This is a genomic window from Legionella bozemanae (genome assembly GCF_001648595.1).
GTDB lineage: Bacteria > Pseudomonadota > Gammaproteobacteria > Legionellales > Legionellaceae > Legionella > Legionella bozemanae.
The window spans coordinates 63,922-79,160 of sequence record NZ_LBAW01000005.1 but is presented as its reverse complement, the minus strand read 5'-3'; the positions used below and the strand labels follow the sequence as shown (position 1 = coordinate 79,160).

Genomic DNA, 15,239 nt, shown 5'->3' with positions numbered 1-15,239 from the left:
TTCAGGGATGATAAGTATATGTCGGATGAATTCGAGCCTTACCTAAAGAAAAAAGAGAAGAGCAGTGAGTTTAGTACATGGGAATATGAATCGATTGTAAATAATGAAGCGAAAGTTGAAATTAATGAAGAGGAGCTTTTTCGTGCTGAGTGTGAGCGTTTAAAGCAGGAAGCTAGAGAAAAAGGCTATGCAGAAGGCATGCAACAAGCGCAAGCTGAAATTAATGAAAAAAGGAAAAAGTTTATATATTGGTTTGATCTGCTACAAAAACCAGTAAAACTTGTAGATGAGCAAGTGACGCAAGAAATAATTCAAACAATAATTTGGTTAACTCAGCATTGTATTGGTGTGGAGTTATCCGTTAATCCTGATAAGTTAAACGATTTACTCCACACCATCAAATCCGAGTTGCCTTCCCTACAAGCCTATAAAGTGCTTGCCATGCATCCAGAAGATGTTAACTGGGTCAAAAACGAATTTGGTGAAAAAGAAATACCTGGTCTGCAAGAGATTTTGATAGCAGATCCTTTATTAAATCGAGGCGATTTTTATTTAAAAGGTGACTATAGCGAATTAGATGGTCGAGTATATACCCGTTTAGCCACTTTGTTCACAAAGTACGTTACTCGCGATCTGATTGAACCTTTGCAAAATTAGGATGAACGGATGAACGTTTATGAGTCACATCTGATCAAAATACTGTCCGAAATTCGCGAAAAAAAGCAGTTAGGATTATTACATTGTGGTCGCATAAGTCGGGCTGTTGGCCTCACACTAGAGGCTAAAGGTTTTAATCAACCTGTTGGTGCGCGTTGTTTTATTACTATCGACGAATCACATACGATTGACGCCGAAGTAGTTGGCTTTAGCCAAGATCGTGTATATTTGATGTCCATTGGTGCGATTCAGGGACTTGCTCCCGGGATGATTATCACCCCAACTGGACGTGTTGCTCAGGTTGAAGTAGGAGCTCAATTACTAGGGCGAGTTATAAACGGTTCCGGAGTTCTTATAGATGGAGGTCCTCCTCTTGAGTTAAGTGAGGTATACCCTTTAATTAGTCCTGCGATCAATCCTTTAAAAAGAGCAGTCATTGATACACCTTTAGATGTGGGGATACGTGCAATTAATGGATTACTTACTGTTGGACGTGGTCAACGAATTGGATTATTTGCAGGCTCAGGAGTAGGAAAATCCGTTTTGTTAGGAATGATGACGCGATTTACCAAAGCTGACGTGGTTGTTGTGGGTTTGATTGGTGAGCGTGGTAGAGAGGTCAAGGAATTTATCGAATTGAATTTAGGTGAAGAAGGTTTAAAGCGTGCGGTTGTCGTCGCAGCACCGGCAGATGAAAGCCCTTTAATGCGTTTACACGGTGCTAAAGTGGCTACGAGTATTGCTGAGTATTTTCGCGATCAGGGCAAGCATGTACTTTTGCTAATAGACTCTTTAACTCGTTTTGCTCAGGCGCAAAGAGAGATTGCTTTATCTATAGGAGAAGCGCCAGCAACCAAAGGTTATCCTCCTTCTGTATTTGCCAAACTGCCAAAACTTGTTGAACGTGCTGGTAACGGAGAGGTTGGTAGTGGGTCGATTACTGCATTTTACACAGTCTTAACTGAAGGCGATGATCTGCAAGATCCTATTGCAGATGCAGCACGGGCTATTTTGGATGGACATATTGTTTTAAGTCGGTCTATTGCTGAAGAAGGACAATATCCTGCTATTGATTTGGAAGCTTCTATTAGTCGAGTAATGCAATCTATAGTATCTGAGCAGCAAATGAATGATATGCTATTATTCAAAAAGAATTTATCACTATATGAAAAAAATAAAGATTTCATATTGCTTGGTGCTTATGCTACTGGGAGTGATCCGAATCTCGATAAGGCGATTCAAGCTCGAGATAAAATTCGAAAATATATGGAGCAAAGTATCAATGAACGCGTTCTTTATAAGGAAAGTGTGGATATGTTATCCCAGTTAGTATCATCTTTTGGAGTTAATGGATGAGTCAGCGATTGGAACGCTTAAAACAGCTTTTACAGATTAAAAGAGAAGAAACTCATGCTGCATATCAAGAGTTTTTAAAAGCACAGGAGCAATTTAAGCATAATAAGTTAAAACATGATCAGTTAGTTGCTTATCGACAGGATTATTTAAAGCAAGTTGAGAAAATTGGTGAACAGGGAACGGTAGTTGCTCGATTACGTAATCGCATCGATTTTATTAGCCATTTGGATACAGCTTTAATACAATTAAACGCACATTTGGCTCATTTAGGAAAAGTAAGGGCTAAGGCTGAACGCAAGTATAAACAGACAAAAATTTCTGAAGAGGGGGTTAGCCAATTGGTAGACCGGGTTAACAAGATCGAGCAACTCAAATTACAGCGCAGTGAACAAAAAGAAAATGATGAGTATGCGCAAAAGCAATGGTATAGTAAAAAAATCAATGAGTAATCGAACACAACGCGTGAGTACAGTATTAAAAAGAATTTGGATGCTTTTAGCTGTCCTAATTATCCTTCTTGCTGTTTTATCCAGTATATTTCGCTCTCTAACTCCTTGGGCAAAAGAATATAAAGGAGAAGTAGAACATCATCTATCAATTCTTATAGGACAACCTGTAACCATACAAACAATGGAAACGGGATGGTACTGGTTTCAACCTGTACTTAAATTAAACCAGGTTACCTTAGGAGATGATTCAGAGCATAATTTTCGTATCAATAAACTGCTTGTCGGAATTAACTTATTTAAATCATTGTGGAATTGGCAGGTCCAACCGGGAGTTCTCTTTATTGATGACATGCATCTCAACTTGAGAGAAATAGATAATCATTGGTCTATTGATGGTGTGGCCACCGACCCACTAAGTAATGATATGACGCCAGAGAAAACCAAACAGATGTTGAGCTGGCTATCACAACAAGAACATTTGGTCATTAGGCATGTTTCAGCTTATTTCCATTTTAGCGATGGGGGCTTGATTCCCGTGAATGGTCTAAATGTATCGGTAGCAAATCGCGGGGGACATTATAAGTTTAAAGGAGAGGCGCGACTTGCACAAACAAGCAGTACTAATTTTCAACTGTTAGGTGATGGTTATTTTGATCCAGATCATTTTGAGGACATTGAAGGGAAATTTTATTTTTCAGCTAAAAATATAATACCTGCTCAATGGCAAAATTTGTTTCCTAAGACAACTGAGCATTTTGAAGGGGGTAAGGGCAATATTAATTTATGGCTTGATGTGCATCATGGTGCAGTTTCTTCAGTCCAAGCACAGATAACATTTAAGCGGTTGGCCTGGAGATTGCTGAATAATCAGAATAGCCAACTTATCCAATCATTCTTTGCCAATCTCTCCTGGAAACCCGATAACTTAGGTTGGCAACTCCAGGCTGATCCCATTAGATTGCGTATTGGCGGGGTGGCTTGGCCTGAGAATAGATTATTGCTCAAATACAATAAAGAACAGCAAAGTTATCTTTTATTTGTAAAATCAATCATTATCGAGTCATTATTTTCTGATGCAATTAACTGGCCTAAAAGTATCCAAAATATATTGGCTATGAAGCCACAGGGAGTCTTAAAAGATACTCAAGTACTTGTCTCATTAAATACCAATGTTTCGGTTATTCCTCCAATCCCAGTTTTTAGCATGGCTATTGCAAAGGAGCAATCAGAGCCTTCGACGATACTAAGCACAACCCCAAATGCCACTGACACATCACAAAAAAGAGAAGTTAATTTTTCCATTGATGACTATTCTATAAATTATGTTTTGACGCGTTTTGAACAGTTAGGATGGGATGCCAAGAATGATATTCCCCAAATAAAAAATCTTTCAGGTGTAATAAACTGGCAACCTGAACAAGGGCGATTGGAGCTTGATTCTGAAAACACTTCGATAAATGTCAATGGTTATCCAGAGCAAACATTAACTTTACTGAATGGTGCTTTTGATTGGAAAGAGTTAAATGATGGTTTACGAGTTAGCATGGAGCGATTTGTAGTAAGCCAGCCTGAGTTGACATTAAGTATGCAAGGCGCCGTAGATCAAGTAACTCGTCAATCTGTGGGCCATGTTCGTCTTGGTGCGGAATTTTCTGGTAAAAATTGGCAACAATGGGTTCCATTTTTACCCCAAAAATACATGAAACCTAAATTGTATCTTTGGCTAAAAAATGACGTAAAACAGATTGCTAATGCGAGTGGAAGAGTAAGAGTTAATGGTTTGGCAAAAGATTTCCCTTTTGATAATAATAGCGGCGAATTTATTATAGAGAGTTATGCAAGTGGCGGAGAGATAGCAATCAATTCCAAATGGCAGGCTATAAAAGAAATTGATGGATTTATTCATTTAAGAAATCGTGATCTTAATATTGATATAGTCCATGCTAATTTCCAGGGGGTACCTACAAAAGAAATGCATTTACGCATCAATGACATCGGAAAAAATAAAGAAAATTTGCTGGTGACTGGAAAAATTGATGCATCAGTACAAAAAATGATTAATTATGTTATGGCTTCTCCTTTAAGGAAAAAGCTAACGCTTTTAAAAATGCTGTCCATTAAAGGATCTGCCTTACTCGATTTAAGCGTACAGGTTCCATTATATCCAGAAAATGATGATGTACTTGCTAAAGGAAATCTTACCTTTAAAAATAATACTATTACAGTGAATCATGAATTAGCCCATTTTCCTGTACAAAATCTATCAGGCGAGTTGATGTTTAATGAAACAGGGATAACAGATAGTTACCTGTTTGCTGCCATTTTGGGGCATCCAATGAACATCAAAATTCAATCTATTAAAACACCTGTGCCTGCAACCACAATTACGCTCAATGGGAAATGTACCGTTGATTCCTTGAAAAACCAATTTAAATTGCCACAGCTTGCTTTAGTTGATGGTTCATTAGATGTGAATGCGGTATTAAAATTAAGTGATAAACCCTCGGAAGCAGATAGCATCAGTTTAAATAGTACTTTGGAGGGGATGGATGTTAATTTACCTGCACCTCTAGGTAAAAAATCAAATGAAAAGACTCCCCTGGAATTAATTCTTGAGCTCAATGCGAAAAAATCAATGCATTTGCGAGGTAAGTATGATAACCGTTTAAGCGCGGATCTATTATTCAAAAATTCTAAAGAGGGTTATGCCTTTGATTCCGGACAGTTGCGTTTAGGTAGTGCGAATGCTGTAAATCAAAAATTACCTGGCCTTTCTGTGGTAGGTGTCATAAAAGGATTTGATCTTCAGGAATGGAAGGATATATACAATCAATTTTCTTCAGCAAAGACAGACTCATCTCTATTAAATAATTTGCGAATTATTAATGTCACTATAGATAAATTTAGTTTTTTGAAACAGCAGTTTAATGAGATTGCAGTCAAAGCAAAAATATTACCAAGCAAAGATTGGTCTTTTAATCTACAGCAAAAAAATATTGCTGCTGACTTAATTTATCATGCGCCTACCAATGAATTAAGCGGTCATGTCCACCATTTAAATTTGAATAAGATGGATACTGCAAGTAAAGAGTTTGCTGAAACGACGCAAATGCATCCAAGTCAAATACCAAACCTTAATTTGCGTGTTGATAATTTGTCCGTGGGAAAAGTACACGTGGGTGATGTCACTTTGAAGAGTAAATCTACCACTGAAAAATGGAAAGTGGATTATTGCCAGATTACATCTCCAGTCTACCAATTTAATGTTCAGGGAGAATGGCTGCAAAAAGAAAATGTAAATCAGACAAATCTTGATGTAAAACTGAATATCACAAATTTAGCTAAAACTTTAGAACGTTGGAATGTAACTCCTGCTGTTCATGCAAAAAAAGGATATATGGAATTTCATGGGGGTTGGAAAAAGAGTTTGTATCAATTTTCCCTTGCTTCGCTAAAAGGAACTATGTATTTACAACTTAAAAACGGAAGAATTACGCATTTAAGCAAGGAGACAGAAGAAAAGCTAGGCCTAGGTAAATTATTAAGTATTCTAAGTTTGCAGACCATTCCTCGCCGTTTACAATTGGATTTTAGCGATTTGGCACATCAAGGATATAGTTTTGATATTTTTCAGGGAAACTTTGTTGTGAATAAAGGAATTATGGGTACGCAAGATAGTTATCTTGATGGTCCTGTTGCTTATGCAAGTATGAAAGGAGATCTTGACTTAGTGAAACATACTTATGATCTGAGCTTGAAAATATCTCCGCATATAACAGCGAGTTTGCCCGTTGTTGCAACTATTGCGGGCGGCCCTGTAGCAGGGGTTGCTGCTTGGGTCGCGAATAAAATTATTAATCAGAGCATGCAAAAAATCTCGGCATACAGCTATAAAATTTCAGGGCCGTGGGATGAGCCTGTTGTACAACAGCTCGGAATGGTAAAAAAAATAATGAAAAAAGAAGAATCATTATCTGAGAGTAGATAATTTTGTAACTGGGATAAGAGATTCATTTATCCAGGGTTTCTGTTGGAATTAAGTTAAGGAAAAAATTGTCGTTCCCGCGAAGACGAGAACCCATTTCTAGTGAGGCAGAGTGCCACTTTAAGAATGGATTTTCTCCTTCGCGGGATGACAAAAATTTTTAACTTAGTGGCAGGACTGCTGTGCTGCATCTAATCTGTTAAATTTAATTAAAAAATGAAGACTTAAATGTTACATCTAATATTTGATCGTTACTGGGATATTTGCTTATTAAAAGAAAGCCCAGAAAATACACCTTACTCTATTACTCGTATGGTTTTGAGTGCCGTTTTATTGGCTTTACTTATGGCGATCGAATGGGATTATTCATACTTCAACTCTTCTGAGGATATGATAAATAATGTATTCATCTCTCTATGTTTGATTATCTCTTATATCATTTATACTTATCTCGCTTTGTTTTTTAAAGGCTTGACCTCAAGACTTGTGCAGACAGTCACTTCGTTGTACTGTATCAATATTATCATCCATATATTAGTTCTTCCTTTATTGATTATTGCACCACATCTTTCTTTGGTTAATTTAAGAAATCCTTTATTCTTATTTATTGGCATTCTTTATTTGTTTTTGAGTTTGGGATTATCAGTTTGGCAGTTTGTTATTACAGCACATATATATAAGTTCGCATTAAACACTACAGCGATTCAATCTGTATTGGCTGCATTTGGTTTAATTGCGGTTAATATTTTAACTATTTCTTTATTACAATGAGATTAGGATTATCATGCATTTACATATTTTAGGTATAAGCGGAACTTTTATGAGTGCCTTAGCTTTGTTGGCGCGTGATGCAGGGCATAAGGTGACTGGAAATGATGCTAACTGTTATCCACCAGTAAGTGACTTACTTGCAGCAAAAGGAATAACCTGGGTTGAAGGTTATGATGATACTGCTTTAGCATTACAAGCAGATTTGGTTATTGTGGGCAATGCCATTAAAAGAGGTATGCCAGTACTTGAGGCTGTAATTGAAGCAGGCAAACCCTATACGTCTGGACCACAATGGCTTGCTGAAAATATTTTATCTAGATATCAAGTGATCGCTGTTTCTGGTACTCACGGGAAAACAACAACTACTTCAATGGTTGCCTGGATTTTACATCAAGCAGGGCTTAATCCTGGATTTTTAATTGGTGGAGTCTCATCTGATTTTCAGACAAGCTCCTGTCTTGGTTCGGGGAAATGGTTTGTAATCGAAGCAGATGAATATGATAGTGCTTTTTTTGATAAACGTCCTAAATTCATGCATTATCGTCCAAGAATTGCTATTTTAAATAATCTTGAATTTGATCATGCAGATATTTATCCTGATTTAGCAGCGATTCAATTGCAGTTTCATTATCTGATGAGAACTATCCCGGCGAGTGGTGTTGCAATTAAGCCTCGAGATGATAAAGCACTTAATGAAGTTATTGCTCGTGGTCAATATTCGCAAATTGACGAGCTGAGTTTAGATGGCGATGCACAATGGACAGCTCAATTGATTGAAGAAAATGGTTCGGCGTTTAAAGTCCTGCATCACGGTAAGGAAGTTGCTGAAGTAAGATGGCCGTTAATTGGGTGTTTTAATGTGGAAAATGGTTTGGCGGCTCTTGTTGCTAGTGTAAATGCCGGCGTAGATCCAAAAGTAGCAGCTAAAGCTTTAGAACGTTTTACGCCAGTAAAGCGCCGTTTAGAGGTTCGGTCTAATAAGTATGGTATAACACTTTATGATGATTTTGCGCATCATCCTACAGCCATCATGCGAACAGTCGACGCTTTAAAACGAAGTAATAGACATCAACGCATTTTTGCAGTGTTGGAATTTGCCTCGTATACCATGCGTACTGGTGTTCATGCTCATGAGATGGCACATGCTTTGGAACCAGTGCATGGTGCATATATTTTGGAACCGAATGATTTTAATTTGCACGAAACTGTAAGCAACTGGACTTGTCCCTATAAGATTTGTAAAAACCATGATGAAATAATTAAAGAAGTGACTGAGGTTGTACAAGAAGGAGATGCTGTTTTGGTCATGAGTAATCGAGGTTTTAATGGAATTCATCAAAAATTAATCAATTCTATAGACGAGCGCTTTTCAATATAGTTTCTAACCTGGGTGAAGTGCAAGCAGAACCCAGGGCTTCCTTTCATAAATTTGGTTATGTTTGTGCTTCGCCAGGCTAGATTTCTTAGCTCTTCATATCTTTTTTACTGAGTTATCCTCGAACGTATTGGACATAAAAAATTATAAAAAAGACTTTTAATTCTTTTTATGTTCAATTAGTTAAATTAATAGTTGCAATATTTTTTATAGGTTGCTATAAAAAATGAAGGCGTTTAATTTTTTGGACAATGACGCGTTGCAGTTATTGCGGGTCAATATTTGCAGGAGGGACGCAATGACAATGTTGTTTGCCGAATTTCAGCAAAAAGCAAAACGACTAGCGACGTGTTTAGCGCGAACTTATGGACAACATGTGGGATGTTTAAGTTTTTTTTCCCTATTCATTTCGAAACATGCTGCCATGGATGATGCGACTGTAATAAGTATGGTGGCTCATAGTTTAGATGAGACATATGAATTAATCCAATATGTTAAAGTCGTTAAAAGAAATCCCGAGCTAACTCTAGATGATTTCAATGAATTTAGAAGACAGGTTATTATTGGAATATATTTGGTCAAGTGGTTTCAATATGATTCCTCGGTAAGTAATTATCTTCATCAAAGTTTAATTGATTTATTTCGTAGTCATTTAGGCATTCAATCTCTTGAAGACATGGACAAGGATTTTTTTAATTCATGCTTGAGTGAGTTCAGCTACTATTGCACTTTTGTATATGAAAGACGCGAAGAAAAAACATATGAGGATTTGAACAAGCGATTAGGAGCAACAATTCAAAAGGAAATTCATGAAACAAAATATTTTTCGTTTAACAAGAACTCTTCATCCTTATATGGGTTTTATAAAGGTGTTATGAGTTCTCTAGGAATGAGTATGTATTAAGGAGGATGTATGACTTTTATCCCGCCAGTATTTGCAAAATTTAGAGTCAATACGATTAACTTGGAAGCAAAATACTCCACTTTATTAGGAAGATATAGAGTAGTGGATAGTCAGGTCAATGATGGATCCTCTGTAGTACAACAATCTAGCCTTGAGGTACTAATCGCTAGAACAAATGAGGTAATAAAATGTAAATCGGGTAGGGATACACAGATTGACGTATTTAATTTATTAGTAAATGAACTTCGTCAAATCCCCAAAGAGGATAAAGAAAAAACCAAACAAGGTACGTTATTTTTATTAGGTGCATTAATTCATCGTTATTTTCGATTGATTAAAGAGTATGATGATTATAATGCATATGCATCTTGGACTTACTTTGGCAAATGTGATGTGACCACTTGCAAGTTATTCCAAGCCATAAGAAGAGCTTTGCAATTTAAAGAAATGGAAGTTATTAAAAAAAGATATAGAGAGGATGATTTAAAGATTCTTGATGTTGTAACCATTGTAAAATCATTAGAAGTTTTTCGTGATAACATGTTGCTCGAAGATAAAGAGAAAGTTCCTCGATACATGAAATACCCCCATTTTGTTAAGGATGAACATTTCAAACAGTATCTCCAGGATATTATTGATGAGCAAAGAAAGCGTGGCGCAGCGATGTTACATCGATTCAAAGCGATTGCTTTTGTTCAATCTCTAATGACACAAATCGACAATGAACGTCAACAGCTTGAAAAAGATATAGAGACATGGTGCAAGGGAGTTGCAAAAGATTATAAGAATTTTAATGCATTTAAATGCTTAGATGAGATGGCAATTAATACAAGTCTTATTAAATATGTTCAATCAGAAACATCAAGGAATATAATTTTTAGATTATTTTATGCTCCAATAATTCAAGGTAATCTTGAATCTATAGATCACAGTACTTTTTTAACAAAAATGAAAGAGTGTTATGATTATACATGCAGCTATGTACTTTTTGGTGCTTACGTATTGTTATTACAAAACTCAAAGACATTCGACACTGATCTATTATTTACCATTCAACAGGCATTAGGTTTGGAAGCATCCCTGGATGAGTTAACTAAAGTAGATATGTTAGACGGTGTGAAATTTCTCAAACAGTTTCTTGAAACAGAACCTGGAGTTAACTTGGATTGTGAGTTTTTTGAAGGAAAAGAGAGGATGTATACTGCGATTGCACGGGCAGAGAAAGAACTTACCTTGCAAGTAGCGCCGAAAAATGAGGAACGCGAAGTAGTACTCACGGTTTAATTTTTATTGAAACAGTAGTTATCGGTGGTAGTGTTTATCTTTTCTACACAAGTCTGTATAGAAAAAATAAAATAACATTAAGATCATCTCAAAGCAGTAATAGGGTGATTTTAATGTTTATATCAGATGTATCATTATAGACAGAGGAACAATGTCAATTTTGTTATCTTGAAGACAAAAGAAGAAAGAGTAGATAAAAGCTGTTCAAAAGCCTAATGAGATTAAACCATGTCAAAACTAATTCAAGCTATGACTGGATTTCAAACTCAAAATGTCTTGTGCAAAACACGTTCTATTACAACATTATATTCACTGACTTTTTCTTGCTTATTCACATTAAAGAAATTCTTGTCAATAAAAAGTTTATTAATAAGACCCAGTTACTCTAAAATTCAATAAATTTGAGCCCAATAATGAATTAAGTAAGTGAGTTGTTACCACAACTTAAGGATAAAATTTATTGTAAAGTCTTGCAGGCATCCGTTTGAATTAAATACCATAAGGAACTTGAATGAATAACAACTCTTCTATCTTCAGATATATTGGTTATTGTCGTATTCATAATTAAAGCGCTAATGAAAACGGATTAAAATTGGTTTTCACATCATAATGATCAACATTATCTTTTCGTTTTAAATAATTTGAAACATGATATGTAATGGGTAATGCACATATTTCATACAGTACCTTAAATAAGTACATCGTTCCAATAATTTGCCAAATGCCCGCGTAGGGAATTATGAATAAAAAGGCAATATGAGTAAAAAGTAATGTATCGATACCAACGCCGATCATCGTGCTTGTAATCGCGCGCAGCCAAAGCCACTCTCCTGATGTCAGCACTTTGAGTTTGGCTAAAATAATTGAATTGGCAAATTCCCCAAAAAAGTAACTAATGACGGAAGCTGTGAAAACCCTTAATGTTCCTTGATATACTGTTGCATAAGCTTCTTGATGAGACCAGTAGGGTGATGGAGTCAGATAAATGGTAAGCCAGGTGCCTAAAAATACAATAGTATTCGCCAGTAATGCCATCCAAATGATTCGCCTACTTACTTTAAATCCATATACTTCAGTCAAAATATCATCAAAGACATAGGTCAAAGGGAAAAAAATTAAACCAGCAGCAAAATTGATGGAACCGAAAGCAGCTATTTTAAAGGCAGCTAAATTCGATAAGATTAAAAAAGTTGTAAACAATATTCCTACACTAATGACGCTGGATTTGTTTGCGGATGTTTGTTTGGGGAATCTTTGAATTAAATCCAGGCTATTGGTTTGTTCGGCAGAATATAAAGCCGCAATATGCACTACATCTTCATGCGAAAAATTGTCCAGCCATTTTTTTTGATACAGTTCGCTTACTGACTTATCAAAGGTTACTGCTTTCCCAGTAACTTGAACGGTAACATAGACCTGTGCAGTATTTTGATAATTGTCATTAACAGAGATAATTCGATAAGCATTAGAAATAATTTTATCCGCTGGTACTTGGAATAGTTGTTTTATTCGCTGAAATAATTTATTGATCATGTTTTTAGATTGAGAAAACAATAATGTCTGACACGCTTATTATGCCTAAAAGTAAAACAAAAGTCAGTATGCTTGTGCCTGAGAACCTTATTGGTCAAAGCATTCAAATGGAACCTCTTACTTTAATTCATTATGAGAGTTTGCGTTATCCAGCGAATGATGCGCGAATTTGGACTTATATGCCAAATAAAGCGAATGGTGAGTTTTATGATACCTGGTTTCAGAGTTGTTTGATAAAGCAGAGCCAAGGTATTCAGCTTACCTATGTAATAAGAAGGTTAAAGGATAATGAATTAATTGGAAGCCGAGCTTATTATGACATAGATCTACACCATAAAAAGCTGGAAGTTGGTTATGGCTGGCTTACTCCATCCGTATGGGGTAAGCAATATAATCACGAGTCTTTGCTGTTATTGTTTCAACATGCGTTTGAAATCTGGAGTATCAATCGCATACAAATCGCAACAGACCCACATAATGTCAAAAACTATAATACGTTAAAAAAATTAGGAGCAACAAAAGAAGGTATTCTGCGTCAACATATGATTCATCACAATGGCCGGCTCACAGATACGGTCGTGTTTAGTATTCTTGCTGAAGAATGGCCAGAGGTGAAAAAGAGGTTGCTGCAACGATTAGAACGGGTGTGACCTCGCATTAATGTACAACTGTAAGGATTCTATTCAGGATGTACTCACCTAACGTACACCATCGATGCAAGCAATTCATGAAAGTCCTAATTTTTTCAGTTTGATTAATTAAAGAACATCGCTAAAATCCATAAGCTATAATTTATCCATACGTATTACAAACATGGATATTAATATAGTGCCTGGTTCAACTATCATCGTGTGTCTTAGCGCAGATCTTGTTAATTCTGCAAAATGTTTGGCTGGACAAATTCCTGATTCCGACGTTGTTCTATCAAGACCGGGTTGTCTTGAAAACAGTTCAGCAACTACGCTTATTATTTCTGGGCATGGTAGTCGTTACACACTTGACAGGTATTTTCCTGATTCTATGGTGGCTTACCTGATCAATACATTAAAACTTCCCGAAAAAGTAAAAACAATTTACATATTTAGTTGTGAATCAGAGTTTATAGTTGATGGAAGCAACTATACCGAGCGTTTGGCAAGAGCATTTGGATCCTATTTATTTAAAGAAAAACCAGGTAGAAAAAAAGAGGATTATCCAGTTGTAAAGACATACAGTTATTTTGTGCCAAAAGAATATGCTATCGAAGGCACGACACTGATGCTAAGTAAAAATATTGTAGTGAGAGGGTGCTTAAAAGAAAAGATAGATGAGCGGGTTAAAATTTTAAATGAAATGATGGTATTAAGAAAAAAAATAGAGGAGCTGAATAAACAAATATTTTTATTAAATAGTTCAGATAAACGAGCAGTTTTAGAGAAAAAACAATTGGAACTTGATTTAGCAAAAGATAAATATTCCAAGTTGCTCGAAGAATTGCAGTTAGCAAAAGCCAATTATAAAGGCGATATGCGTGCTTTTAAAGAAGAGTATAAAGAGTTAATGTTAAAACTGGAGATGGCTAATAAAGAAATAAATGAGTTGGAAAAGAGCTGTGATGAATTATCGGCAATATCATTAAAAATGGATGACCAAGGAGACATGTCGGTTGCTAAGCTTGAGGAAGAGGTTAATGTCTTGAAAGCTGAGTATACTCAATTAGATGCAGAATATGTTAAGGCTCATCAGATTATTTTATTAAATAGTAACCAAGTAGTGCAAAGTATTGATTATTCGGTGGATGGCACTTTTTATAGTGTTATTTACCCGGAATTACAATTTTGTCGAGCAATTAAGTCCATTGAGGCTGACATAGAAGAGGCCCATGTTGATATAAAAGATATAGATGCAGATGAGGAGCTTGACGAAGAAGAAAGGAGTGAGGCTATTGGTTATCGTCAAGATAAGTTAAAAGGTTTTCATGAGGAGTTGGCTCAATCATCCAGAAAAGACTTTATCAAAATCCTGGATCGAGAAATTATTTTCGAAAAAATAAATGGCAATCAAGATAGACTTAAGAGCTTAATGGATTTAAAAAATTGCATCTTATTTGATGGTATGAATTGGATAAGAAAAAATAAAGTTGAATTGAATAAGCCTATTTGCATCGAACAGTTAAAACGTTACCAACTATATCTTATAGCAGGTCTCTTTTTAGGCAATTTCTCAAAAGAGAAAATGAATGAGGTAAAGCAAATTGTCCGTGAAATTGAAGAGTTAGACAAAGCCTTATTGCAACCAGATTTTGATGTTCGATTGGCTCATAAAATAAACCATGTCATTTCAAATATTGAATCAATACTTTTATCAAGATTCTATCTGAATGATTTGTTAAGTCAAAAAATGCTTTATTATAATAATTACATGAGCATGGCCAATACCATTGCTTCTTTAGAACTAGAGTTGCAAAAACCAGCAAATGAACGAGATTTCTCTGAGTCGACCCTCATTTCGATGTTAAATCAAAATAAAATGCAGCAAATCCTTAATTTGCAATACATCAATTTTTATGATGGATTGATTGCTTTTGCAACCGGAACTGTTTCAATTGATAACTACTTGCAATCGGCTATATTAAATCGGTTAAATGAGCGAATCGATCTACTTATTAACTTGTCTAAATATTCTATGGTACCCGATATATTTTCTAACAAGCCCAGGAAGGATGAAATTGATTTTTTAATGGCAGCGCGAAAAGCGCTTGCAACGGCATCTCCTCATGAATGCAGGCATGTAATTTTAACTCTTAGTCAAAAAATAAATGAGCCCGATAATAAATTTATATCAAAGGAAACAAGGCTAATCTTCGAATCTTTTTCAGACAAAGTAGACGTGATATTTGCTCATCAGGAAACAGAAAAGCCGTTAAACACACAACTAAAGGTATGA

The 15,239-nt window shown here is 35.8% G+C and carries 11 protein-coding genes; 10 read left to right on the top strand and 1 reads right to left on the bottom strand.

The window, feature by feature from the left end; translation table 11 throughout:
• Positions 1-18: 18 nt before the first annotated feature.
• The 8 genes from A8O27_RS05920 (at position 19) to A8O27_RS05885 (ending at position 10,781) form a co-directional block, all read left to right on the top strand.
• Positions 19-657 carry a flagellar assembly protein FliH gene (locus A8O27_RS05920; RefSeq protein ID WP_058459286.1) on the top strand — a complete coding sequence of 213 codons (639 nt, stop codon included), beginning with the start codon at positions 19-21 and terminating at the stop codon, positions 655-657.
• A 9-nt stretch (positions 658-666) separates the two neighbouring features.
• Entirely contained in the window at positions 667-2,013 is a 1,347-nt protein-coding gene (gene fliI, locus A8O27_RS05915; RefSeq protein WP_058459287.1) for a flagellar protein export ATPase FliI, read from the top strand.
• Positions 2,010-2,462: a flagellar export protein FliJ gene (gene fliJ / locus A8O27_RS05910; protein ID WP_058459288.1), complete on the top strand. Its 453-nt coding sequence runs from the start codon at positions 2,010-2,012 to the stop codon at positions 2,460-2,462. The genes fliI and fliJ overlap by 4 nt, the downstream gene beginning before the upstream one ends.
• Positions 2,422-6,450, top strand: coding sequence for a YhdP family protein (locus A8O27_RS05905; protein ID WP_374930659.1), 4,029 nt, complete (start codon positions 2,422-2,424; stop codon positions 6,448-6,450). The genes fliJ and A8O27_RS05905 overlap by 41 nt, the downstream gene beginning before the upstream one ends.
• Positions 6,451-6,675: 225 nt before the next feature.
• Positions 6,676-7,218 carry a hypothetical protein gene (locus A8O27_RS05900; RefSeq protein ID WP_058459289.1) on the top strand — a complete coding sequence of 181 codons (543 nt, stop codon included), beginning with the start codon at positions 6,676-6,678 and terminating at the stop codon, positions 7,216-7,218.
• 13 nt (positions 7,219-7,231) lie between these two features.
• On the top strand, positions 7,232-8,596 hold the full coding sequence (gene mpl, locus A8O27_RS05895) for a UDP-N-acetylmuramate:L-alanyl-gamma-D-glutamyl-meso-diaminopimelate ligase (RefSeq protein ID WP_058459290.1): 1,365 nt from the start codon (positions 7,232-7,234) through the stop codon (positions 8,594-8,596).
• Positions 8,597-8,891: 295 nt separating this feature from the next.
• Positions 8,892-9,497, top strand: a complete 606-nt coding sequence (locus tag A8O27_RS05890; RefSeq protein WP_058459291.1) for a hypothetical protein — start codon at positions 8,892-8,894, stop codon at positions 9,495-9,497.
• A gap of 9 nt (positions 9,498-9,506) precedes the next feature.
• The gene (locus A8O27_RS05885; RefSeq protein WP_058459292.1) at positions 9,507-10,781 is read left to right on the top strand and encodes a hypothetical protein; all 1,275 of its coding nucleotides are present in this window, start codon (positions 9,507-9,509) and stop codon (positions 10,779-10,781) included.
• Positions 10,782-11,345: 564 nt separating this feature from the next.
• Here A8O27_RS05885 and A8O27_RS05880 read toward each other — a convergent pair.
• Positions 11,346-12,314, bottom strand: coding sequence for a queuosine precursor transporter (locus tag A8O27_RS05880; RefSeq protein ID WP_058459293.1), 969 nt, complete (start codon positions 12,312-12,314; stop codon positions 11,346-11,348).
• Between the two features lie 23 nt (positions 12,315-12,337).
• On the opposite strand from A8O27_RS05880, the gene A8O27_RS05875 reads away from it, so the two are divergent.
• Together A8O27_RS05875 and A8O27_RS05870 are read left to right on the top strand one after the other, a co-directional pair.
• Complete coding sequence (locus tag A8O27_RS05875; RefSeq protein ID WP_058459294.1) at positions 12,338-12,964, top strand: GNAT family N-acetyltransferase; 627 nt, start codon at positions 12,338-12,340, stop codon at positions 12,962-12,964.
• Between the two features lie 178 nt (positions 12,965-13,142).
• Positions 13,143-15,239, top strand: a complete 2,097-nt coding sequence (locus A8O27_RS05870) for a hypothetical protein (RefSeq protein ID WP_058459295.1) — start codon at positions 13,143-13,145, stop codon at positions 15,237-15,239.